Raw genomic sequence first — 24,700 nt, forward strand, 5'->3', positions numbered from 1 at the left:
TATGGATAATAATATATAGGTAGTATTTATATTGCTTATAAAAAGGGGGAAAGGGAAGATGGAAAAAGAAAGGAAAACATTTTCTTTTGGATTACGTACACAACTTATGCTATTCACTACAGTTTTAGCTTTCATTACATATTCAACAAGTATATTTTTTATTTACGTGATATACGATTATTTTCAAAGTTATGTAAGTCAAACTGTATATAATATTCTTGTTATGTTATTAGGGGTAGTATGGTCTGGGATTTTAGCATATGGAGCAGCCGTATTTTTAATTAAACCGCTTCGAAAGTTAGAGGAGGCGGCAAGAAAAGCAGCTGATGGTGATATTCGTGAAGATGTTCCATTACCGAAGACAGATGATGAAATTAAATCTTTAAGTGTTGCATTTAATATGATGTTAGGAAACTTAAGGGGCATGGTAAAAAATATTGATACAACATTTTCTTATACAAACAATCAAGTACAGCAGATTAGAAAACAAACAGGAGAAGCAACGAGACAAGCGCAAGGTGTATCTGAGACTCTTGCAGAGATTTCTTCAGGCGCTGAGCAATCAGCAGCATCAATTCAAGCAATTGTTTCTGCTGTTGATACAACGACGTCTATTGCAAGTGAAGTAGAAGAAAAAGCGAAGCAGTCTGATACGTTGTCTTCAGAAATGGTTCAAGCTTTAGGGCATAGTACTCGTGTCTTTACGTCTTTAATTCAAGGTATTCAAACATTGGCAAAAGAAAATGAAGATTCCATGCAAAATGTACAGAAGTTAGAAGAACGAATGAAACAAGTAGAACATATTGTGTCTGTTGTGAGTGCGATTGCTAGCCAAACGAATTTATTAGCACTAAATGCTTCTATTGAGGCAGCTCGCGCAGAAGAGCATGGAAGAGGTTTTGCGGTTGTTGCGGAAGAAGTACGTAAACTTGCTGATGAAAGTGATCATTCTGCAAGAAACATATCTCAGTTATTACGGAATATGCAAGATGAAGTACAACAAGTTGCAATGAAAATGACAGAACAAGTGAAAATAGCTAAAGAAGAGGCGAAACGTGGAGAAGCTACGGAATTAATTTTAAAAGAAATGTCATCAAGTGTTATGGAAGTAGCCGATGCAACTCAGCAAATTAGTAGTTATATGAATGAACAAGTGAGCCACATTCATCAAACAGGAGCACAAACAAAAGCTGTAGCAGCAATTGCTGAAGAAACGTCAGCTGGTTCGCAAGAAGTGGCGCGTGTAACGCTACAACAGTCTAAAAATATGATAGTAATCGATCAATTATTAAAGGATTTAGAGAAGCAAGCAACTGATTTGAAACAAACAATTGAACGATTTTCAATGTAAAAGGAAGAACAGAATGCTGTTCTTCTCTTTTTTATTTAGTTTGATTTAATATTTACAGTTAAACTATGAACGTTTCCGCAACATTCTTTTCTCTCCCTTTCGGATGAAAATTATAGCGAGCTATAATATTAAAAGGGGTGTCTTTTATGAAAAAAGAAAAAAGACAACGGTTAATTAAACAATTTGTAAAGGAGTATGAAATAGATAAGCAAGAAAGATTAGTAGAATTGTTAGCAAAAAAAGATGTATTAGTAACACAAGCTACGGTTTCTCGCGATATTCGTGAGTTAAACTTAACGAAGGTACCTTCTCAAGAAGGATTAATGATATATAAAGTTTTCTCAGAAGAGCATTTACAAACTGATATAAAGTTAAAGAAAAAATTACGAGAAGTTGTTGTGAAAATTGATTGTGTAGATCAATTAATGGTTATTAAAACATTACCTGGTAATGCACATGTTATTGGTGTTTTATTTGATGAGTTAGATTGGAAAGAAAAAATAGGATGTATATGTGGAAATGATACATGCCTTATAATTTCACAGTCGAAATCAGATAGGGAGATTATAGAAGAAAGATTAAATTTAATTATTTAGATGCAAAAATCCTGTTTTTAATAAAATTAAAAACAGGATTTTTGTTTAAATACGGAAGTTAAATATTCAACATATATGCGTAATATATGTGTTTTTTATTGAAAAAGCGAGAGAGTTTGTTATAAAAATACAAATTCGTATGATTTTAAAAAAATAACTTGTTTAATATTTCACAATGATAATGTGGATGCTTTCACAAAGATAAAAGTGCAGAGCATTTATTATGTACTTGTAAGACATCAAACATATTTAAAAGGAGGTACAACAAATGAAACATCCGATACATGTTACTTCAGAAATTGGGGAATTACAAACGGTTTTATTAAAACGACCGGGTAAAGAAGTGGAAAACTTGACGCCAGATTATTTGCAGCAATTATTATTTGACGATATTCCATACTTACCAATTATTCAAAAAGAGCATGATTATTTTGCACAAACGTTACGCAATCGGGGTGTTGAAGTTCTTTATTTAGAAAAACTAGCCGCTGAGGTGTTAGTAGATAAAAAACTTCGAGAAGAATTTGTTGATCGTATTTTAAAAGAAGGACAGGCTGACGTAAATGTTGCACATCAAACTTTAAAAGAATATTTACTTTCCTTTTCAAATGAAGAATTAATTCAAAAAATTATGGGCGGTGTACGGAAAAACGAAATTGAAACAAGTAAGAAGACACATTTATATGAATTAATGGAAGATCATTATCCGTTTTACTTAGATCCAATGCCTAATTTATATTTTACTCGTGATCCAGCAGCTAGCGTGGGCGATGGCTTAACGATAAATAAGATGAGAGAACCAGCGCGTAGACGTGAATCATTATTCATGGAGTACATCATTAAATATCACCCAAGATTTGCAAAACATAATGTACCAATCTGGTTAGATCGTGATTATAAATTTCCAATTGAAGGTGGCGACGAGCTAATTTTAAATGAAGAAACAATTGCGATTGGAGTGTCTGCTCGTACTTCAGCTAAAGCAATTGAACGTTTAGCTAAAAATCTCTTTAGCCGACAAAATAAAATTAAGAAAGTGTTAGCAATAGAAATTCCAAAATGCCGAGCATTTATGCATTTAGATACAGTATTTACAATGGTTGATTATGACAAGTTTACAATTCATCCAGCCATTCAAGGGCCAAAAGGGAATATGAATATTTATATTTTAGAAAAAGGATCAGATGAGGAAACTCTTAAAATTACACATCGTACTTCTTTAATGGAAGCATTAAAAGAGGTATTAGGCTTAAGTGAATTAGTTCTTATTCCATGTGGAGGAGGAGATGTAATTGCTTCTGCTCGTGAACAATGGAATGATGGCTCGAACACATTAGCAATCGCACCAGGTGTAGTTGTTACATATGATCGCAACTATGTATCCAATACGTTATTACGGGAGCACGGTATAGAAGTAATTGAAGTGCTAAGTTCGGAATTATCTCGTGGTCGTGGGGGTCCACGTTGCATGAGTATGCCAATTGTTCGTAAAGATATTTAGTATAAATAACGGAGAAAGTAGGGATGAAGTATGTTAATGACTAGACCAAATTTAAAAGGAAGAAGCTTTCTAGCAGAAAAAGATTTTACACAAGAAGAATTGTTATATTTTCTAGATTTGGCAGCAGAATTAAAAGAGAAAAAGAAAAATGGTATCCCGCATCATTATTTAGAAGATAAGAATGTAGCGCTCTTATTTGAAAAAACCTCCACTCGTACGCGCTGTGCATTTACAGTAGCATGTACAGATTTAGGGGCGAATCCTGAATATTTAGGGAAAGGTGATATTCAGCTTGGGAAAAAAGAATCCGTAGAGGATACAGCAAAAGTGTTAGGGCGTATGTTTGACGGAATTGAGTTTCGTGGATTTAATCATGAGACTGTAGAATCTTTAGCACAAAATTCTGGTGTGCCAGTTTGGAATGGATTAACAGACATGTGGCATCCAACACAAACACTAGCAGATTTATTAACAATTAGAGAACATGTAGGGAAGTTGAAAAATGTGAAGCTCGTTTACGTTGGAGATGGACGAAATAATGTTGCTAATAGCTTACTAGTTGGTGGAGCAATCGTTGGAATGGATGTACGTATTTGCACACCAGAATCTTTATGGCCTGCACAAGAAGTAATTGATTTAGCAAAAAAATATAATGAACAGGTAATGATAACAAGTAATGTGGAAGAAGCTGTTGCGAATGCAGATGTAATTTATACAGATGTATGGGTGTCTATGGGGGAAGAAGAAAAATTTGCTGAACGTGTCGAGTTATTGAGACCTTATCAAGTAAATATGAAAATGATTAAAGAAACAGGGAATGAAAACGTGATTTTCTTACATTGTTTACCTGCATTTCATGATGTTGAAACGATGTATGGCGAAGAAGTTTACGAGAAATATGGGTTGAAAGAAATGGAGGTAACTGACGAAGTATTCCGCAGTAAACATTCAAAAGTATTTGATCAAGCTGAAAATAGAATGCATACAATTAAAGCGGTTATGGCAGCTACTTTAGGAAACATGGAGTAAAGAAGAAAGGGAGTCTTCCTTTCTTCTTTCTCCTCCTTTAGACACTATCATTCACTATTGCTTTTGTATTGTTATTGCAATTAAAGAGAGGTGAGTGGAATGGGTGAAGATAAGAAATTAGGGTTGTTTACACTAACGGCTCTTGTAGTTGGGTCTATGATTGGCGGTGGAGCCTTTAATTTAGCGAGTGATATGGCAAAAGGTGCTGGTGCTGGAGCCATTATTATTGGCTGGGTTATAACAGGAATTGGGATGATTGCACTTGGATTATCTTTTCAAAATCTAACTGTAAAACGGCCAGAATTAGATGGTGGTATTTTTAGCTATGCAAAAGCAGGATTTGGTAATTTTATGGGATTTAATAGTGCGTGGGGATACTGGCTATCTGCTTGGCTTGGGAATGTAGCTTACGGTACATTATTATTTTCTTCATTAGGATATTTCTTTCCGATCTTTGAAGGCGGTCAAAATGTAGAATCCATTATTGGTGCAAGCGTATTATTGTGGTGTGTTCACATGTTAATTTTACGTGGAGTTCAATCAGCAGCACTTGTGAATTTAGTAACTACAATCGCAAAATTAGTACCTGTATTTGTATTTATTGTCATAGGAATCTTCGCGTTTCATATTGATACATTCTTAGATGGATTTTGGGGGCAAACTGGTTCTTTTTCATGGGGAGCAGTTGGCAGCCAAGTTAAAAGTACAATGCTTGTAACTCTATGGGTATTTATTGGGGTAGAAGGGGCGGTTGTTTTATCCAGTCGAGCAAAAAATAGAAGTGATGTAGGGAAAGCAACGGTTATTGGCTTAATTGGTACACTCATCATTTACATTTTAATCACATTATTGTCTCTTGGACTTATGCAGCAAGCAGATATTGCTGGTTTGAAAAATCCAGCTATGGCTTATTTATTTGAAAGTGTTGTTGGAAAATGGGGTGCTATCTTTATAAATTTAGGTTTGGTCATCTCTGTATTAGGTGCTTGGTTAGGTTGGACTTTGCTCGCTTCTGAAATTCCATATTTAGCGGCTAAAGATGGAGTATTTCCAAAATGGTTCGCAAAAGAAAATAAAAATAAGGCTCCAGTAAATTCATTATGGATAACAAATGGTTTAATTCAAATATTCTTGTTAACATTCGTCGTTTCTGATCAGGCGTATAACTTTGCATTCTCTTTAGCATCTTCAGCCATTTTAATTCCATATGCTTTTTCAGCATTTTATCAACTGAAGCATAGCTTAAAATCTGAAGAAGTAGATCGAAATAAAAATATAATAATTGGTTTGATAGCAAGTATTTATGGTGTGTGGTTAGTTTATGCAGCTGGTTTAGAGTATTTATTATTAACAATGACTTTATATGCGCCAGGTATTTTTATTTTTTACAATGTTCAAAAGCAAAAGAGTTCGAAGCAAATATTTACTCGAGTGGAATTAGCATCATCCGTAGCAATTGGTGCTTTAGCATTCTTTGCGATTTATGGATTAATTACAGGCAGTATTACTTTATAAAGCGCTGTGAAAGCGAAATGAACTGGAGGGCTGAAATATGGCACGAAGAAAAATTGTAGTTGCACTAGGGGGAAATGCGATACAGTCTGGAGAAGCTACTGCGGGAGCGCAGCAAGAAGCGTTGGAAAAAACGGCGGAACAACTTGTGAAAATAATGGAAAATGATGTGGATATAGTAATTGCGCATGGAAATGGCCCACAAGTGGGGAATATTTTATTACAGCAAAAAGCTGCAGAAACGGAAAAGACACCTGCAATGCCATTAGATACTTGTGGGGCAATGAGCCAAGGGATGATTGGATATTGGATGGAAAATGCGATTGAAAAGGCATTAAAAAAACGGAATATACCAAAAGATGTAGCAACGGTTATAACGCGCGTTGTTGTGGACAAAAAAGATGAGGCATTTAAAAATCCAACTAAACCAATTGGTCCTTTTTATACAGAAGAAGAGGCCAGAAGATTAATGGATGAAACAAAAGCAGTGTTTAAAGAAGATGCTGGTAGAGGATGGAGACGTGTTGTTCCATCACCGAAGCCTGTAAGTATTCATGAACATAAAGTGATTAATTCTTTGGTGGAAGATGGAAACATAGTGATAGCTGTTGGCGGGGGTGGAATTCCAGTAATTGATTCCGAAGAAGGGTTAAAAGGAACTGAAGCGGTTATCGATAAAGATTTCGCTGCGCAGAAATTAGCAGAATTAGTAGATGCCGATACGCTCGTTATTTTAACTGCAGTTGATCATGTGTATGTAAATTATAATCAACCGAATCAAAAAAAATTAGAGCATGTCACAGTGAATCAATTAGAAGAATATATTGAAGAACAACAATTTGCTGCGGGAAGCATGCTTCCAAAAATTGAAGCTGCTATTAATTTTGTTAATACAAATCCAAAAAGAAAAACAATTATTACGTCTTTAGAAAAAGTATATGAAGCACTAGAAGAAAAAGCTGGTACTATTATTTCAAAACAGAATGTATGCATGTATGTTTAAATTATTATGTACGCTACTTAGTAGTAAAAAAAAGAATGAGGTTAATAACTTCATTCTTTTTATTTATTAATATTTTTTGTACTCATTGTTCATAAAGTTTTCATGATGAAATCTGAATATATAAGTTAATTATGATAAAATTCAAATTGAATACGCTTTCTTGAATTTTCGCTCCAACATACAGCAAGAGAGAGGGAATTTTATGAATAGACGGAACGTAGTGAAAGACTTAAAGCAGTTCGAATTATTTGCTCATTTAACAGAAAAAAAATTGAAAGGCTTAACAGAGTTTGTTTATTGGCGAACTTATAAAAAAGGTCAATTTTTATTTTTAGAAGGGGATTCAAGGGAAAGAATTTACTTCATGTTAGATGGTTTTGTAAAGTTAGAGCGGGTTAATCAAAATGGGAACTTATTATACGATGACTATGTAAAGCGGTATTCTATTTTTCCTTATGGTGGTATGTTTACAGACAGAGGATATAACTATACAGCAGAAGCAATGACGGATGTGGAGGTATATTATATTCCAACGGTAATCTTTGAAGATATGGTAAAATCCAGCAGAACGCAATTGATGTACGTTGTTCAGCAATTATCATCTATATTAAAATTGAATGAAAATCGAGTGCAAAATATTACAATTCCTAATGCACAAGATCGTGTTATCCAAACGTTAAATTATTTAATGCAGGATTTAGGAGAACAGAGTGGGGAAAAGATTGTAATTTCATGTCCACTTACAACAATTGAAATATCCAAAATATCTGGAACATCTCGAGAGACAGTTAGCAGCGTATTAAAACAATTAAAAAATGATAGCATTGTTACAATTTTAGATAAAAAAATTACAATACACAATCCAACATATTTTGAAGAAATCTCTATGTGAAAATTGTATATTGATTTTTTAATTCATAATGTATATTAATAAGGTTCTTTATATGTTTATAAGGAACTTTTTTACGTTATCCTCTATAAAAAGATTGTATAGTATGGTAATAATAGCTAAAATCGATAATAAAAAACAAAGTGAAGGGGAGAAAGAATGATTCGTATTGAGTATGATCGATTAGTAGCTATTTGTTACAGTATAGGGGTTTTGTTATTATTAAAAATTCCAAATGATAATGAATTAATTGGGGAAAAACTATTCAATGTCTATAAGGTTCCGATACATACGTATGTTTATATGGATTATAAAGTCTCAAATATATTGATTGTTTCTTTCATACTACATGTAATTGCATTTATATTATTTTTAAAATGGCTAGGAAAAAAGGAGTCTAGTGCATTTAGAAAAATGAATAAGATAAAAGTAGTAGGCATTAGTATTTTGATTGTAATGATGCCGTTTATTTTAAATACAATCCTCCAGACATTGAATAAAACATGGTACTATGCAGGAAAAACAGGGGTAGAAGCAATAGAATATAAAAAAGAAGATAGCCAGTGTAGAATGGAGAAAAATGGAGATAATATCCAACCGAAGTGCATTGTTACTTTAAAAAATTATCGTAATCATTCACAAGCATTAAAAGTTGTTTTATATGATAATGCAAACGAGAATTCAAAAAGCTATCCAGTACCGAAACCAGTCTATTTACAAAAACATGAGACAAAGCAATTCGAATTTCAAGTTCCTGTTTCTTATAATAGAGGTATGGAAAAAGATAAAGTACCAAATATTAAATTACATTCATTGCATGAAAATGATACGAAATACAATTAATCTGTAAGTAAAAGTTTATGAGTAGGAGCAAGAATTTGAAACGATATAGAAAATCAACTTGAATCATCCAACATACTGTGAGGTAACGGTATATTGGATGATTTTTTTATGTTATCCTCTTTTTCACGTATGAAAAGGAGGAATACTTTGTTGGAAATGAAAAACATCACAAGGATCATACATAGTTTTTACTTTACGCAATCTGTGAAAGTTAGAGCCATAATAACTAGTTTGCCAATTTTTAATGTCGATATCGGGCCAGTTCACATAGTCACCTAGTGTATAAGGATCTAAGCTTTCTCGTAAATCTTTAACCCAGCGTATATTTCGATTTTCTTCATCATCGCATTTCCAAGAGGTAATGTATTCTTGGGCAATAATTGCTTTACGATGAAAATAAGCCGTTTCATTCGGCGAAATATTTTCAACAGCACCTATGAGCGATTGATGCCAAATACTAGCATCTTTATTTGGGGCATGAGAAAGAAAGTATTGCATGAGTTGAATGCCTTTAAGGGGAATAGGTTTATAGACATAGGAACCAGAGCGCTTGAAATTTTCAGGGATGTTACCGCCATTAAAAAATTCGACAGCCTTTATATAAGGAACTTCTTCTATAAAGAGAGAGGGGCTACCAGTTTCAAGAAGAGGGGATAATAGGGAATGGAGTTCAGAGGGAGAACCGACAAACTCGCCTTGTGCTTCGATTTTATTTCGTTGCTTGGCGAATAATTCGATCGATGAAGTGAGACGTTCATCTATATAAGGTGCCCAGTTTTGCCACGCTTGAAATGCAGCAATAAAGTCTTCCCATTCCCATGTAATTGAGAAAATTGATACATTTTTTACGGGGTGGACTCGAAAAGTTAAGGAAGTGATAATTCCGAAGTTTCCACCACCGCCACCACGGCATGCCCAAAAAAGGTTAGAGTTTTCTTGTTCATTTGCACGAATGAGTTTTGCACCAAATTTTCCACACGCTTGTACCATTTCCACTTCCATTAATTGATCACATGTTAATCCAAATAAGCGTGAAAGCATACCAATACCACCGCCAAGTGCTAATCCAACAATTCCAACGCTTGCACTTGTACCAGCAGGAATTGTAACACCGTAATTCCAAAGTTCTTTATAAACAGTGCCAAGATTTGCACCAGCCTCAATTGTTGCTGTTAATTTCTCTGTATTAACAGTAATGCGATGCATTTCACTCACATCAATAATAAGTCCTCTATTTAAAAGAGAAAAATTTTCATAGCTATGACGTCCACTTCTTAACCGAAATGGTATATGACGTTCACGTGCCCATTTTAAGGCGTTACAGATATCCTTGTTATTTTGACAAAAAACAATAATACAAGGGAGTTTTGGAATACTTAAATTTAAATTCATTCGGGCTACATTGTAGTCAGGATCTGTGGGAACAACGATACGACCTGTTAATTTTGTTTGCTTCAATTTCTTACTCCTTTCCAAAATAATCAGAGCTTTTTATTAATATATGAAAAATGTCTGTAATACGCGTGGACAAGGAGAGGTGGAGAATGAGATTTACCTTTGTGAGAAATAAATAAAGCATAAGAATAAAGAATCTACATAGAGTTCAATGAAAACAGTTGCAAACTGTTCATATTTTGTTATGATAGTGTTACGAAAACGTTTGCATAAAATTCTGATGGGATGCAAAAGGAGAGAAGGACTATGAATAAGACATGGTGGAAAGAAGCAGTTGCTTATCAAATTTATCCAAGAAGCTTTATGGATTCAAATGGTGATGGTATTGGAGATTTACAAGGTATTATTGCAAAACTGGATTATTTAAAAGACTTAGGTATAGATGTAATTTGGATTTGTCCAATGTATAAGTCGCCTAATGATGATAATGGTTATGATATTAGTGATTATCAAGATATTATGGATGAGTTTGGTACAATGGCAGACTTTGATGCTTTACTAGATGAAGTTCATAAGCGTGATATGAAGCTTATTATTGATTTAGTTATTAATCATACGAGTGATGAACATCCATGGTTTATTGAATCACGTTCATCTAAAGATAATCCGAAGCGTGATTGGTATATTTGGCATGATGGTAAATATGGTGCGGAGCCAAACAACTGGGAAAGTATTTTTAATGGTTCGGCATGGGAATATGATGAAGAAACAGAACAATATTATTTACATCTATTCTCACGTAAACAACCAGATTTGAACTGGGAGAATAAAGAAGTTCGCGAAGTACTATATGATACGGTTAATTGGTGGCTTGATAAAGGTATTGATGGTTTCCGCGTTGATGCGATCAGTCATATAAAAAAAGAAGAAGGCCTTAAGGATATGCCAAATCCAAAAGAGTTAAAATATGTGCCATCTTTTGATAAACATATGAATGTGAAAGGTATTCAACCTTTATTAGAAGAGCTAAAAGAAAATACATTCTCTAAGTACGATATTATGACTGTTGGTGAAGCAAATGGCGTTAAGATTGAAGATGCTGAGCTTTGGGTTGGAGAAGAGCAAGGTAAGTTCAATATGGTATTCCAGTTTGAACATTTAAGTTTATGGGATGCAGAGAAGAAGAAAGACCTTGATGTTGTAGGATTGAAAAAAGTATTAACGAAATGGCAAAAAGGATTAGAGAATAAAGGATGGAACGCTTTATATATTGAAAATCACGATAAACCACGTATCGTTTCAACATGGGGAGATGATAAAAAATATTGGCGTGAAAGTGCAACAGCTCTAGGAGCGATGTATTTCTTTATGCACGGTACACCGTTTATTTATCAAGGACAAGAAATTGGTATGACAAATGTTCAGTTACCAAATATTGAAGATTACGATGATGTTGCAATTAAAAATTTATATCGCGAGAAAATCGCAGAGGGCGTACCACATCAAGATATGATGGAGATTATATGGGCTTCTTGCCGTGATAATTCACGTACACCTATGCAGTGGAATGATGAGATGAATGCTGGTTTCACAACAAGTACACCTTGGTTTAGCATGAATCCAAATTACAAAGAAATTAATGTTGAAAAGCAAAAAAATGAAGAAAAGTCTATTTTCAATTTCTATAAGAAAATGATTGCTCTGAAAAAAGAGCACGATGTACTGAACTATGGTACGTACGATTTACTTTTAGAAGACGATCCACAAATTTATGCATATACACGTACGTTACAGGATGAAAAAGTCATTGTAATTAGTAATATCTCAAAAGAGGAAGCAGTGTATAATGAGGATTTATTTGCACTAGAACGCAAACGTTTGCTTTTAAATAACTATGAAGTTGCGGAACATGAAGAAGTAACAACAATTGCTTTAAAACCTTATGAAACAAGGGTTTATCGCATTTCATAATAAAAAAGGATGCTCTTTGAGCATCTTTTTTTATGAAAAAAAATAAATTTCTATTGCAAAGTGAAAACGCTTTTATTAAAATAGATTTATGAAAACGGTTGCGTAAAGATAAAAATAAAGTAACATAAGGAATCGTTTTCATAAAGGGAACAGAAATTATAATTTAAATCATTATGTTGTTATAAATAAAGGGGAGGAAGAACAGATGAAAATTACGTCTTTTGATTTTTGGCAAAAGTTCGGGAAAGCGTTATTAGTTGTTGTAGCCGTAATGCCAGCAGCTGGTTTAATGATTTCCATCGGTAAGTTAATTGGTATGTCTGCTGGGGATGTTAACGCAGTTCATACAATTGCTCGCGTAATGGAAGACATCGGTTGGGCAATCATTACAAATCTACACATCTTATTCGCAGTAGCAATTGGGGGATCTTGGGCGAAGGATCGTGCAGGTGGTGCATTTGCAGCGCTATTAGCATTCGTCTTAACAAACCGAATTACAGGAGCTATATTTGGCGTAAACGCTCAAATGTTAGCGGATTCAAAAGCGACAGTTTCTTCAGTAATAGCAGGAGATTTACTTGTAAAAGATTACTTTACTTCTGTACTTGGTGCACCAGCATTAAACATGGGAGTTTTCGTGGGGATTATCACAGGTTTCTTAGGAGCTAATCTATATAACAAATATTATAACTATAATAAACTGCCACAGGCATTAGCATTCTTTAATGGAAAACGATTTGTACCATTCGTTGTAATTCTTTGGTCTACAGTTACTGCGATTGTATTATCACTTCTATGGCCATTCATCCAAAGTGGGTTAAATGAATTTGGTCGCTGGATTGCAGCTTCAAAAGATAGTGCACCAGTTGTTGCACCGTTTGTATATGGAACGTTAGAGCGTTTATTATTACCATTTGGTTTACACCATATGTTAACGATTCCGATGAACTATACAGAGCTAGGCGGAACATATACGATGCTAACTGGTTCAAAAGTTGGACAAGTTGTAGCAGGACAAGATCCATTATGGCTTGCATGGATTACAGATTTAAATAATTTATTGGCAAATGGAGATACGAAGGCATATAACGATTTATTAAATAACGTTGTACCAGCTCGTTTCAAAGCTGGACAAGTTATCGGCTCAACAGCAGCGTTAATGGGGATTGCATTTGCGATGTTCCGTAACGTTGATAAAGAAAAGCGTGCAAAATATAAACCAATGTTTTTATCAGCAGCATTAGCAGTATTCTTAACAGGTGTAACAGAACCAATTGAATTCATGTTCATGTTTATTGCTCCAGTATTATATGTTGTATATGCTATTACAACAGGACTTGCATTCGCGTTAGCTGATTTAATTAACTTACGTGTTCATGCATTTGGATTTATTGAGTTAATTACTCGTACACCAATGATGGTTAACGCAGGTTTAACAAGAGACTTAATCAACTTTGTTATTGTTTCATTAGTGTTCTTCGGTCTTAACTTTACACTATTTAATTTCTTAATTAAAAAATTCAACTTACCAACACCAGGGCGTGCAGGTAACTATATTGATAATGAAGATGAGGCATCAGAAGGAACAGGAAATGTACAAGATGGTTCATTAGCAACAAAAGTTATCGATTTATTAGGTGGAAAAGAAAATATTGCTGACGTAGATGCTTGTATGACACGCTTACGTGTAACAGTAAAAGACTTAGATGTTGTTGCACCAGAAGCACAGTGGAAACAAAATGGTGCTTTAGGGCTTATTGTAAAAGATAAAGGTGTACAAGCGGTATATGGTCCGAAAGCTGACGTATTAAAGTCAGACATTCAAGATATGTTAGGTGCGTAATAATATGAAATTGCTAACTTTAAACTGTCATTCTTGGCAAGAAGAGAATCAAATAGAAAAGATACAATACCTTGCTAAAGTAATTCAAGAAGAAGAGTACGATGTCATCGCATTGCAAGAAGTAAGTCAGTCCATACAAGCTGAAAATGTATGCGGTAACAAGAAAAAAGATAATTTTGGACTTTTACTATTAGAAGAGTTAAAAGCGCTATATGTAAAAGATTACAATATTACTTGGGATTTCTCTCATATTGGTTATGACGTGTACGAAGAAGGATTAGCGATTATAACGAAGCATAATATTATAAAAGAAGATACGTTCTTTATTTCAGAAAACGAGGATACAACGTATTGGAAAACGCGTAAAATTGTAAGTACAACAATTGCTTATAATGGTAAAGATATAACGTTTTACTCTTGCCATCTCGGTTGGTGGAATGATGAAGAAGAGTCATTCAAAGGTCAAGTTGATCGTTTGATGGAGCGTGTAGATAGTAATAAGCTCGCCTTCTTAATGGGAGATTTTAATAACAATGCTCGTTTGGAAGGCGAAGGTTATGAGTATATGATGCAAAAAGGGTTGTATGACACATATGAATTAGCAATAGAGAAGGATGAAGGAACGACTGTCCAAGGCGAGATTGCTGGTTGGGATGAAAATAAACATAATTTGCGAATCGATCTAATATTGTGTAACCAAAGTAAAAAAGTTCATTCTTCAAAAGTTATTTTTAATGGTACAAACAGAAATGTAATTTCAGATCATTTCGGTGTAGAGGTTCAATTGGATATATAATAGAAGAAATCCTCACGGAGAATAAAAGCTGTGAGGATTTTTTTTAGGAATACAAGTATTTCCAAGAGAAAATACTTGTATTTTTTATGACATTTCATATATATTTGTTATTATTGAATGTAAAACCGATTTGGTCATTTTGTATTCATACTTTCACTCACTTCGTTATATAATGAAGTAAGTGAAAGTTAATGGGAAAAAATAGTACGTTTTTGGTTAATACACGATGTAGAAAGTGATATAATTGCAAAATGTATGTATCATTTTCTAAAGAAGGAAAAATATATAATTAGGTGATAACTTCTATGAAACAGATTTGGCGTATTTATAAGACAGATTTACGGAATGTAGCCAAACATTGGGCTGCAATTGTTATTGTTTTAGGATTAATGATTTTACCATCGTTATATGCATGGTTTAACATTAAAGCTTCTTGGGATCCGTATGGAAATACAAAAGAGGTTCCCATTGCAGTTTCTAACCAAGATGCAGGTTCTAATTTAAGAGGGAAAGATATTAATATCGGGAAAGAGATTGTAGACTCCCTTAAGAAAAACAAAAATCTTGGCTGGAAATTTGTAGATGAGAAACAAGCAATTTACGGAGTTGAGCGTGGGGATTATTATGCAAGTATTACGATTCCAAAAGACTTCTCTGAAAAAATTGCAACTGTTCTGGATGAAAACCCTAAAAAACCAGAATTGGATTACTATGTGAATGAAAAAGTAAACGCGATTGCACCGAAGATTACAGCAAAAGGTGCATCAGGTATTACAGAAGAAATTAGTAAAAACTTTGTTAAAACAGCAAACGGTGAGATTTTTAAAATTTTCAATGATCTTGGAATCGATTTAGAAACAAATTTACCAAGTATCGAAAAAGTAAAAGATCTTGTATTTAAGTTAGAAGCGCAGTTCCCAGAAATGAATACACTTATGGATAAGGCATTAGATGATGCAACTCGAGCAGAAGATGTTGTGAAAGTGGCGCAAAAAGATTTACCTGTTGTAGAGAGTGTAATAAATGATGGGCAGGAAGCATTGGCGAATTTAGATAAGTTCTTTGCAAGACAAGATCAAACATTAAAAAATGCTCCAGGGACGATAAGAAATGATTTAGTAGCAGCAAAAGGCGTTATGGATAGTGCAGCTGCATTTACTGACTTTTTAATGAATCCAGGTGTAGAACTAAATATTCCTGACTTGTCTGGAATGAATGGATTACCTGAATTCCCAGCGAGACCAGATCTCTCTAAGTTGAATAGTGATGGTTATAAGAGTATAGCGCAAAATATTAATCAAACAGTAAATAATGTTTTAAGTTCATCACGTGCAGGAACAGCTTATGGAAAAAGTGTTTTAAATGGATTGCAAAATGGTCAGTTTGATCCAGAACAAGCAAAGAAAGATTTAAATGCGGTATCAGAACGATTACAAACTGGTACAGATGGTATTTCATATCTTATTAATTTCTTTACTGAACTTCAAAAATCGGCGACTACTGATTTTGGTCAAAGCTTTTTCCAAGGGCGAGTGAATCACTTAACTAATGTTAAAAAAGGTATGGAAAATGCAAATAACGGTATTAAAGATATTGTAAATGTTATTGGCAAAGGACAAGAAGTAAAGAAAGATGTAACAGATGTAGCGAATCAAAAATTAGATGCAGCAAATGGATTAATTGATCAAGCTGAAAAAGATTATAATGAAACGTTTGTAGCAGATTATAAAAAGGCAGTTAGCACAGTCGATCAAGCCAAAGTTGATGCAAATGCAGTATATGATAATGCAAAAGCAGATTACGATAAAGTAAAAAATGGTATTGAGGGTGCAAAAGCAGATTTACAGAAAGCAAAAGAAGATGTACAAAATAGAGGTATTAACGGTTTAGATTCAACGAAAGTAGCTTTAAATAGCTTAAATGGTCAATTCCAATCTGGAATCGGTTTAATTGATGATATGATTCCAGTTCTAGAAAGTACAAATAAGGTTTTAGCGGATGTAAATAGTGATAAAAACCTTAATAATGGAATCGCAAAATTAAACAAAGCGAAAAGCAGCTTACAAAAAGGTGTAGAGGCAACGAATAAGGGAATTACACTTCTTAACAATGGCCAGAAACCTACAAAAGATGTAATTGAAAGTATTAACAATGCTGCGAAGGGCGGATCAGCTCAATTAACAGATGTATTATCGACGTATGATTCAGAAATTGTACCTAATTTCAATACAGCAATTGCTCGTACAAAAGAGATGTCGAAAAATACAACTCAAATTTTAAATGATGCAGACAAAAAGCTTCCAGATGTTAAAAAATTACTAGAAGATTCATCAAAAGGTTTAGTAGATGGTAAAAAGAAATTAGCAGATATTAAAGCTGAAATGCCAGCTACTGAGAAAAAGATTAAAGAATTAGCAGATAAAATTCGTGATTTTGAATCTGAAGAGGATTTAAAAGACATTATACGCTTATTGAAAAACGATGTTGAGAAGCAAAGTGATTACTTTGCGAATCCAGTAAATTTAAAAGAGAATAAATTATTTGCGATGCCGAACTACGGTTCAGCAATGTCACCATTCTATACAGTGCTTGCATTATGGGTAGGCGCATTATTAATGGTTTCATTATTAACAGTAGAAGTACACGAAGAGGGCGCGAATTATAAGAGCCATGAAATTTACTTCGGACGTTTATTAACATTCTTAACGATAGGGCTTTCACAAGCGTTTATCGTATCGATGGGAGATATATTCTTACTCGGTACGTACGTAGTCGATAAGTTCTGGTTTGTGTTATTTAGTTTATTTATTGGTGGAGTCTTCGTTTGTATCGTATACTCACTCGTTTCTATTTTCGGAAACGTTGGGAAATCGATGGCGATCATTTTACTTGTACTACAAGTAGCAGGATCGGGCGGAACATTCCCAATCCAAATGACACCAGCGTTCTTCCAAGCAATTTATCCGTTCTTACCGTTCACATATGCAATTAGTGCAATTCGTGAAACAGTAGGCGGAATGCTATGGGATATCGTAACGCGAGATTTACTTGTGTTAAGTGCTTTCGTAGTAGTTATGATTGTTGCTGCGTTATTACTGAAAACACCAATTAACAAATCAAGTGAAAAATTTGTTGAGAATGCAAAAGGAAGTAAAATCATTCATTAAAATAAAAGGTTCCTACCGATAGTGGTAGGAACCTTTTTGTTTAATCAAATTTTAATTTTTTTAATGCTTCCGCAAATGGGTTGTTTAATGGTTCTTCCTCTTTGTTCTGTTGTTTCATATATTTTTGAACGTCGCGCTTATCAGCTTTGTTTCCAGATTCTTTTTTACGTCTTTCTTGGAATGTAGAAAGTTTTTCGCGATAGCCACATTTACATGCGAAAATTTGGCCAGCGCCTTCACCACGTAATTCTAGTTTCTTCTTACATTGCGGACAGCGAGCGTTTGTTGTACGAGATACATTTTTACGATGACCACATTCACGATCTTGGCATACGAGCATTTTTCCCTTTTTGCCGTTTACTTCTAGCATTGGTTTACCGCAGTCTGGACAAGACTTCGTTGAAATGTTGTCATGTTTATATTTTTTATCACTCGATTTAATTTCAGAAACAATTTCTTTCGTATAGTTCTTCATTTCAGAAATGAATACTTCTTTTTTCAGCTTACCTTTTGCGATAGCCTCAAGTTTTTGTTCCCATTCACCAGTTAGTGTAGGGGATTTTAACTCTTCTGGTACTAAATCAAGTAACTGACGGCCTTTTGAAGTAATATGAATATCTTTGCCACGTTTTTCAATTAAGAACGAATTGAATAGCTTGTCGATAATATCAGCACGCGTTGCTACAGTACCTAATCCACCAGTCGATTTTAATGTATCAGCGAGTTGTTTATTTTGCGTATCCATATATTTTGTAGGATTCTCCATTGCTGAAAGTAAAGTTGCTTCATTAAAGCGTGCAGGTGCTTTCGTTTGGCCTGATGTTTGCATAAGTAACTTTACAGTTAATGTATCGCCCTTTTCAATGTGAGGCAGAAGCTGCTCTTTTACGTCATCAGTTACATCATCGTCTTCAAATCGATTTTCGTATACTTCCTTCCAACCAGCATGTAAAATCGTTTTTCCGCGTGCAATGAACGTTTCACTACCAACTTTGGTACGTAATGTTAGTTGCTCGTATTCGAATGCTGGGAATAAAACAGCTAAGAAACGTTTTACAACTAAATCATAAATTTTGCGTTCTTTATCTGTGAATGCTGAGAAGTTAACGTATCCTTCTGTTGGAATAATCGCATGATGATCGCTTACTTTACTATCATCAACAAATGATTTGTTAGGTTTGATAGGCTTTTGTAATACTTTATGTGCGAAGGGACGGTATTCTCCAACACCACATGCTTTTAGACGTTCTGGAAGTGTTCCAACGATATCAGATGAAATGTAGCGTGAATCTGTACGAGGGTACGTTAGCACTTTATGCTGTTCATACAATTTCTGCATAATATTTAATGTTTCTTTAGCAGAGTAACCGAACTTTTTATTTGCATCACGTTGCAATTCAGTTAAATCATAAAGACCAGGAGAGAATGACTTCTTCTGTTTCTTATCAATTTCCACAACGGTAGCATTTTGTTTATCTAAACCTCTTACAATACCATCAATTTTTTCTTTATTAAAACTACGGCTATTGCCATTTGTATCTTGCCAAGTAAGTTTGAGTTTCTCCATTGTTTGAGCTTCGATGCCGTAGTAAGTTTGTGCTTTGAAGTTCTTTATTTCATCCTCACGACTAGCGATCATTGCAACAGTAGGAGTTTGCACATGTATACTGTTTTTAGGGCGAAATTTAATATATTCTTTTAATAGTAATGATATCAATAATAATTACACCCATGTATATTTTTATTTTGGGTATAAAAAGTAAATAAGCATAATAATAGAACTTAGGGGAGGAAACCATGAGATTTGTTGTAAGAGAGTTTGATGAAACTTCAAGGAACGGAGAAATATTTAGTAGTATTGGTATTGGAATTAAAGAAAATAATTATCTAATATTTCCCTCACCGCTTTCAAATTTTATAAAAAGAGAATATAAAAATAAGGGAAAGTCTATTAATAGTCAAAGGAATGTAGCTTATGCAATAACAAGATTTTTAAATTATTTATATAAAAATACAGATAGTTATCCTGAATTAATTATAGGGGGACTAAGCAGTTTAACTCTTCAACATGGAGCGGATTATATCTCTTATTTATCATTAAAAAGTAGAGCAGGTGAATTAAAGAGTGAATATGTAAAAACTGAGATGCAGTATCTAAACAAACTTTTCCATTGGTTGAAATCAGAAAATATAATCAACCAGGTCTTTAGTGTAAATTACCAGACTGTTTATTACGGCCGAAAAAGTCGGAAAATTGAGATTAATATTTTTGAAAACACTAATGATTTAGATATTATTTTACCAATAAGAAATTCCATTCAAAATAATGTTATTAAAGACTTCGGTAAAAATAGAAATAGACTAATTATAGATTTTATTATGACAGCAAAGCGTATTGAACCATTGATGGCATTAGGTATAGCTTTACAATTCTTTGGAGGATTAAGACGTTCTGAGGTCATTAACTTAAAATGCTCTAGTTTAAAGTGGGCTAATAGTAACCTAATACTTGAGATTAGAGACAATCAAAACATTTTATTTGCAGATGCAATAAACAAGGCTGATATTCAAGTTAAATATCCAAGAGATCAAATATGTATTTGTCCTGAAATTATAAAGCCTCTGTATGAAGAACACCTAAAAATACTAACTAAATTAACTAAAGGAACTTCCGAAGCACTTTTTATCTCAGCGAGGAATTTTAAAGCTTTAAGGGGGAAAAGATATTCAGCAAAAATTGATAAGATTAAACAACAGTTTTTAAATGACTTATTAGCAAAAAATCAAGTCGAAGATTATATACTGTTAACAAACAATAAATGGTCTACGCATATTGGCAGAGGTGTTTTTACGAACATATTAATAGATTTGGGCCTAACGCCTACCCAAATTGCATTAGCTAGAGGTGATAGAAGCTTACAGTCCGCATTAAGTTATGTAGATGAAAATACATTAATTAGTTCTATGAATTTAGCAATCAATAATTTTGACATACTAAAGGAAGTGTAGGATTTGCTTAATTATATGACATTAAAAGAGGTTTCAAGCCACCTTAACTTATCAATATATCAAACTAGATTAGTTCTTAAAGAAGCCTTAATACAAAAAGTAGGTATAGATAATTCTAGAGAAATCATTTATGATACCGATCTTATAAATAATTTACAGGATATTCTTGAAAAACGCTATAAAGAAAATTGCTTAAATAAATATACCTCTAAAGAACTTATTAGGTTAGGATGTACTGGATACGATAGAAATATTCTTAAGAGCAAACCTACTGAGCCTTTTGATAGATATAAGACTTTTACTGGAGCTTCTTACTTCTACGACAAAGTAGAAGTAAATGCATATTTAGCATCAAAAAAATGTGATTCTAAATTATTATCAATTTCGCAAATAATGGAATTAGTGGGTTTTAAAACACCCCAACAACTTCAAAAAGCATTAAATGATTGCAATATTAAAGAAGTAAAAAGAGGATATAGCTCCTTCAAGTATTATAAGAAATCAGATATAAAGCCCTTTATTGACTTAGTTAAAAAAAGGTATTTATTTAATAAAGCCAATCGTTTGAGTACTCAGCAAGTGCAGGAACTAGGATTTAAAAAAAATGGTAGGGTAGTACTTCAAAAGTTTAAGGCAGAACCTATTGATAGAATTAATGAGTATGCTGACGCTGGGGGGATTGCCTTTTATGATAAAACTGAAGTGGAGAGAAAGTTAAAATCCAGAAAACTCCTAACTCATACTATCTGCGAAAAAGATGCTAAAGAACATTTGGGCTATAAAAATACTGAAAAGTTCAAAAAAATGATTCGAGAATATGGCATCACATTAACGTCAAATGGGAAATATGAAATTAATTATTATGATAAGTCAAGTATAGATTATTTGAAAAATATTATAGATAAAAATTATGAACATAACCTTGAAACTAAAATAACCAGTGGTCAAATAAAAGCCTTAGGATATTCTAGAAAACTTATTCGTAAATTAACCCCTATCCATACAAGACCTATTGATAACGTATATAAGTTTGCGAGCGCTGTTATTTTCTATGATAAGGAACAATTTCTCAATCTGAAGAAACAATATAGTGATCGAGCAGAAATTAATAATGTTTTAACTGAATATTATACTTCTAAACAATTAATGGAATTACTCAATATACCAAATAATGTGGAAAGATATATGGCTAAATTTAGAGTTTTTCCTATAAAAATCCCACCATCACGTCAGAATTATTGGTGCAAGGAAGAGATCGATGATTTTGTTAAAAAAAGAAATGATTTATATAACTACTACGATTCGAATTATTATTTAATTAGTGACGTGGAATATTTACTAGGATTTAACATAAGTAAGTTTTACAGTATTTGTTCAGATTTTAATATTCCTATTATTGCTGAAGAATTACCGATTGAGGTAAAGTTTAATAAATTCACTAAATCTCACTTAGGTTTTCCAAAGGATAAAATTGATAACATTGTTGCCGAAATCAATGATAAACAAAGGCAAAGTACTACTAATCATCAAACGACCAATGTTTTGGAAACTAGTAATGATACACAACATAATTCAAACACCACCTCAGAAATAAAGAGTTCACTTCAAGTGCTTGGGCATTTAGATGATGAAAAAATCGTACCAATTTTAGAGGAAATAGCGAACTATTCAACGCCCTCTATAAATGACAAAATTAAAACCATAATTTCCGAAAAAGATTTAATAATCCAATTAGACTATTCAAAGAAACAATTTGATGAAAATAAAGAACACTTTCGTATCTTAAAGTTGGAGTACGGAAATATTAATTATTATTTGCTAGAGGATTGTTCTAATCTTTTAAAAAAGTTATATGAAGAGCAAAACAATTTATTAAGTTTAAACTATACTCATGTTGAAGCAATTGCCAAAGTCCCTATCACTGTATTAAATAAAAATAAAGCAAAATTCCAGATACCACCTCCTTTAAGATTTGGTCGTCTAAAAAAACTTAAACATGTATATTCTAAGAAAGTTATTGATAATTATTTAAATTCATTAAAAGTTTCTAGTTTAATTGAACAATATAAAAATGAATTAGAATATAATACTCTCCCAGATAAAATCTTTTTGAAAACAGTCAAAGAATTAGATTTGTATTTTCCAAACTTAGTTAAAAATACAGAAATAGCATGGCATAATTTTGTTTCAAAAAAATTATTAAGTTCAAATGGAAATATTAAAACGATCAAGAAACTTTTTGTTCGATTTATTAAAATAACAGAATTACTACAGTCGACATTAATTGCAAAAGAAATTATGGACATGAATTCTAATGAGATTAATTTCGTATTTTTAAACAATAAAGTTCCAAGTACTTACAAAGAAGTTTTATATGGTTTCTTTAATCACTTACTTTTAAGGTTTTCTAATTGTAAGTACTTGGTTTCAGAGCTTAATAACCCATATGTGGAAAAAAACGAGCGTTTAGCAAACTCTAAACACAATAAGCAAATTTATTCGACTAATGAGTTTTTAACACTACTGGACTATGTTAAAGACATTCAACGCCATAAAGACAATGCCCTTTCTGAATATAAGACAAAATCAATGTGTGAGACAAAGGGGAATTATGAATCCATTTGGTTATACGTAATGCTTCATTTAAATAACGGATGGAGAAGTACTGATTTTATTGAAAAGATACCTCGTATCCCCTTGTCTATCCCTGTGCTGGATTATAAATCATTTGAAAACTACAATTTAACCTTAGAAGAATCTACAAAAATTATCTGGGAATTAACATCGAACTTAATGAATATTTATCATAACAAAAATGGTAAAAAGGCTTTTTTCTTTATTTCTGAAGATATGATTGTACCTGTAGCTAATGCTATCGTTTTATGTGAACTTAAGGCTCAATTAATACATTCAAAAAGAAATAACTTGATTGATTTAGGTAATTCAAACGAATTGACTACTAGCATGCATGATAAATTTTTTAAAAATTTTCCTAAAAAAGAATTTAAATTTAAATCGCTAATGGCTAACAGTACATTTATAACCTTTGTGGATTCAATCCTAAAACAAAAAACAAATCGTAATCCTTTGGAGATTACTAAATTCATTAGAAATCATGATTCTTTAGACACTACCAATAGATATGTACATATAAGTGAAGAACATCTAAACAAAATTAGTAGGCAATTATTTGATAAAGGCTATTTTGGATATACCTATGATTATTTAAAACAAATTGTTATTGGTGAATCTCAAAATAATTCTATTGAAAACAATGAAAAAAAATTGTTAGCCACAGTTTTTGGAGACATATATAAGATTGAAAATTTCTCAATAATGTTAAATGCAATTGAAGAACAAAAGAAACCTTTATACGAGTTCGTTAAGCGTTTATCGGAGGAACAACAGAGAGAAGTATTAGATTTAATAGATATGAATCAATTGCCAGCCAAAGAAAACTTTTGGCAATGTATTCTCGGTGATTGTTTATATCTAGATAGAAAATGTAACAGTTGCCCATTTGCAATTCCACATTTTTATGTACTAGCAAAGACTGTTTACAACCTAAATAATTTGATACCTAAATTAGAGCAGATTAAAAACATTCCTTATAAAGGGGAAAGAGTTAGATTAGCTAATTTATTATACAAAAACCTTTCATTAATAAGTATTGCTAAAAAACAGTTTGGAGAGAATGTACTAAGCTCATTTTTAGGAAAGGACTACTCAGATTTCTTGAATAACATACGTAGCTTAGATAGTATACATGAAAATCTAACAATTGGAGGTGTTTAA

The 24,700-nt window shown here is 33.0% G+C and carries 16 protein-coding genes; 14 read left to right on the plus strand and 2 right to left on the minus strand.

Going from position 1 to position 24,700, the window contains the following annotated elements; all coding sequences use genetic code 11:
• Positions 1–58 precede the first annotated feature (58 nt).
• The 8 genes from AC1Q8M_RS24255 to AC1Q8M_RS24290 all read left to right on the plus strand — a co-directional run bounded on the left by AC1Q8M_RS24255 (position 59) and on the right by AC1Q8M_RS24290 (position 8,724).
• Positions 59–1,351, plus strand: coding sequence for a methyl-accepting chemotaxis protein (locus AC1Q8M_RS24255; RefSeq protein WP_098855500.1), 1,293 nt, complete (start codon positions 59–61; stop codon positions 1,349–1,351).
• Between the two features lie 146 nt (positions 1,352–1,497).
• Complete coding sequence (gene argR / locus AC1Q8M_RS24260; RefSeq protein WP_000711826.1) at positions 1,498–1,947, plus strand: arginine repressor; 450 nt, start codon at positions 1,498–1,500, stop codon at positions 1,945–1,947.
• Between the two features lie 268 nt (positions 1,948–2,215).
• Positions 2,216–3,448 (plus strand): arginine deiminase, encoded by a 1,233-nt coding sequence (arcA, locus tag AC1Q8M_RS24265; RefSeq protein ID WP_098365669.1) that lies wholly within the window; start codon positions 2,216–2,218, stop codon positions 3,446–3,448.
• Positions 3,449–3,478: 30 nt separating this feature from the next.
• Positions 3,479–4,477 (plus strand): ornithine carbamoyltransferase, encoded by a 999-nt coding sequence (argF, locus tag AC1Q8M_RS24270; protein ID WP_000930283.1) that lies wholly within the window; start codon positions 3,479–3,481, stop codon positions 4,475–4,477.
• A 99-nt stretch (positions 4,478–4,576) separates the two neighbouring features.
• Entirely contained in the window at positions 4,577–5,992 is a 1,416-nt protein-coding gene (arcD, locus tag AC1Q8M_RS24275; RefSeq protein WP_098855501.1) for an arginine-ornithine antiporter, read from the plus strand.
• Positions 5,993–6,029: 37 nt separating this feature from the next.
• Complete coding sequence (arcC, locus tag AC1Q8M_RS24280) at positions 6,030–6,992, plus strand: carbamate kinase (protein WP_086422061.1); 963 nt, start codon at positions 6,030–6,032, stop codon at positions 6,990–6,992.
• 202 nt (positions 6,993–7,194) lie between these two features.
• On the plus strand, positions 7,195–7,884 hold the full coding sequence (locus tag AC1Q8M_RS24285) for a Crp/Fnr family transcriptional regulator (RefSeq protein WP_001081906.1): 690 nt from the start codon (positions 7,195–7,197) through the stop codon (positions 7,882–7,884).
• A gap of 156 nt (positions 7,885–8,040) precedes the next feature.
• A complete protein-coding gene (locus AC1Q8M_RS24290) occupies positions 8,041–8,724 on the plus strand; it encodes an ABC transporter permease (protein ID WP_098361346.1) in 684 nt (227 codons plus the stop codon).
• Between the two features lie 123 nt (positions 8,725–8,847).
• On the opposite strand, the gene AC1Q8M_RS24295 is transcribed toward AC1Q8M_RS24290, so the two are convergent.
• The gene (locus AC1Q8M_RS24295; protein ID WP_000814906.1) at positions 8,848–10,182 is read right to left on the minus strand and encodes an FAD-binding oxidoreductase; all 1,335 of its coding nucleotides are present in this window, start codon (positions 10,180–10,182) and stop codon (positions 8,848–8,850) included.
• A 243-nt stretch (positions 10,183–10,425) separates the two neighbouring features.
• Here AC1Q8M_RS24295 and AC1Q8M_RS24300 point away from each other — a divergent pair, with 243 nt between their 5' ends.
• The 4 genes from AC1Q8M_RS24300 (at position 10,426) to AC1Q8M_RS24315 (ending at position 17,896) form a co-directional block, all read left to right on the plus strand.
• Positions 10,426–12,090 carry a glycoside hydrolase family 13 protein gene (locus AC1Q8M_RS24300; protein ID WP_098683856.1) on the plus strand — a complete coding sequence of 555 codons (1,665 nt, stop codon included), beginning with the start codon at positions 10,426–10,428 and terminating at the stop codon, positions 12,088–12,090.
• 205 nt (positions 12,091–12,295) lie between these two features.
• Positions 12,296–13,933 (plus strand): PTS transporter subunit IIBC, encoded by a 1,638-nt coding sequence (locus tag AC1Q8M_RS24305; RefSeq protein ID WP_000705569.1) that lies wholly within the window; start codon positions 12,296–12,298, stop codon positions 13,931–13,933.
• Positions 13,934–13,937: 4 nt separating this feature from the next.
• Positions 13,938–14,729 carry an endonuclease/exonuclease/phosphatase family protein gene (locus AC1Q8M_RS24310; protein WP_098400395.1) on the plus strand — a complete coding sequence of 264 codons (792 nt, stop codon included), beginning with the start codon at positions 13,938–13,940 and terminating at the stop codon, positions 14,727–14,729.
• Positions 14,730–15,034: 305 nt separating this feature from the next.
• Entirely contained in the window at positions 15,035–17,896 is a 2,862-nt protein-coding gene (locus tag AC1Q8M_RS24315; RefSeq protein WP_098361343.1) for a YhgE/Pip domain-containing protein, read from the plus strand.
• 40 nt (positions 17,897–17,936) lie between these two features.
• Here the strand turns inward: AC1Q8M_RS24315 and topB are convergent, their stop codons facing one another.
• On the minus strand, positions 17,937–19,613 hold the full coding sequence (gene topB / locus AC1Q8M_RS24320; RefSeq protein ID WP_098855502.1) for a DNA topoisomerase III: 1,677 nt from the start codon (positions 19,611–19,613) through the stop codon (positions 17,937–17,939).
• Positions 19,614–19,693: 80 nt separating this feature from the next.
• On the opposite strand from topB, the gene AC1Q8M_RS24325 reads away from it, so the two are divergent.
• A complete protein-coding gene (locus AC1Q8M_RS24325) occupies positions 19,694–20,905 on the plus strand; it encodes a site-specific integrase (RefSeq protein WP_098855503.1) in 1,212 nt (403 codons plus the stop codon).
• A 15-nt stretch (positions 20,906–20,920) separates the two neighbouring features.
• Positions 20,921–24,700: a hypothetical protein gene (locus AC1Q8M_RS24330; RefSeq protein WP_492334201.1), complete on the plus strand. Its 3,780-nt coding sequence runs from the start codon at positions 20,921–20,923 to the stop codon at positions 24,698–24,700.

Source organism: Bacillus sp. GW823-FHT06A10 (assembly GCF_058795375.1).

Coding starts and splice junctions, on each gene's coding strand:
- AC1Q8M_RS24255 (WP_098855500.1), top strand. CDS start 59: ATGGAAAAAGAAAGGAAAACATTTTCTTTTGGATTACGTACACAACTT.
- argR (WP_000711826.1), top strand. CDS start 1,498: ATGAAAAAAGAAAAAAGACAACGGTTAATTAAACAATTTGTAAAGGAG.
- arcA (WP_098365669.1), top strand. CDS start 2,216: ATGAAACATCCGATACATGTTACTTCAGAAATTGGGGAATTACAAACG.
- argF (WP_000930283.1), top strand. CDS start 3,479: ATGTTAATGACTAGACCAAATTTAAAAGGAAGAAGCTTTCTAGCAGAA.
- arcD (WP_098855501.1), top strand. CDS start 4,577: ATGGGTGAAGATAAGAAATTAGGGTTGTTTACACTAACGGCTCTTGTA.
- arcC (WP_086422061.1), top strand. CDS start 6,030: ATGGCACGAAGAAAAATTGTAGTTGCACTAGGGGGAAATGCGATACAG.
- AC1Q8M_RS24285 (WP_001081906.1), top strand. CDS start 7,195: ATGAATAGACGGAACGTAGTGAAAGACTTAAAGCAGTTCGAATTATTT.
- AC1Q8M_RS24290 (WP_098361346.1), top strand. CDS start 8,041: ATGATTCGTATTGAGTATGATCGATTAGTAGCTATTTGTTACAGTATA.
- AC1Q8M_RS24300 (WP_098683856.1), top strand. CDS start 10,426: ATGAATAAGACATGGTGGAAAGAAGCAGTTGCTTATCAAATTTATCCA.
- AC1Q8M_RS24305 (WP_000705569.1), top strand. CDS start 12,296: ATGAAAATTACGTCTTTTGATTTTTGGCAAAAGTTCGGGAAAGCGTTA.
- AC1Q8M_RS24310 (WP_098400395.1), top strand. CDS start 13,938: ATGAAATTGCTAACTTTAAACTGTCATTCTTGGCAAGAAGAGAATCAA.
- AC1Q8M_RS24315 (WP_098361343.1), top strand. CDS start 15,035: ATGAAACAGATTTGGCGTATTTATAAGACAGATTTACGGAATGTAGCC.
- AC1Q8M_RS24325 (WP_098855503.1), top strand. CDS start 19,694: ATGAGATTTGTTGTAAGAGAGTTTGATGAAACTTCAAGGAACGGAGAA.
- AC1Q8M_RS24330 (WP_492334201.1), top strand. CDS start 20,921: ATGACATTAAAAGAGGTTTCAAGCCACCTTAACTTATCAATATATCAA.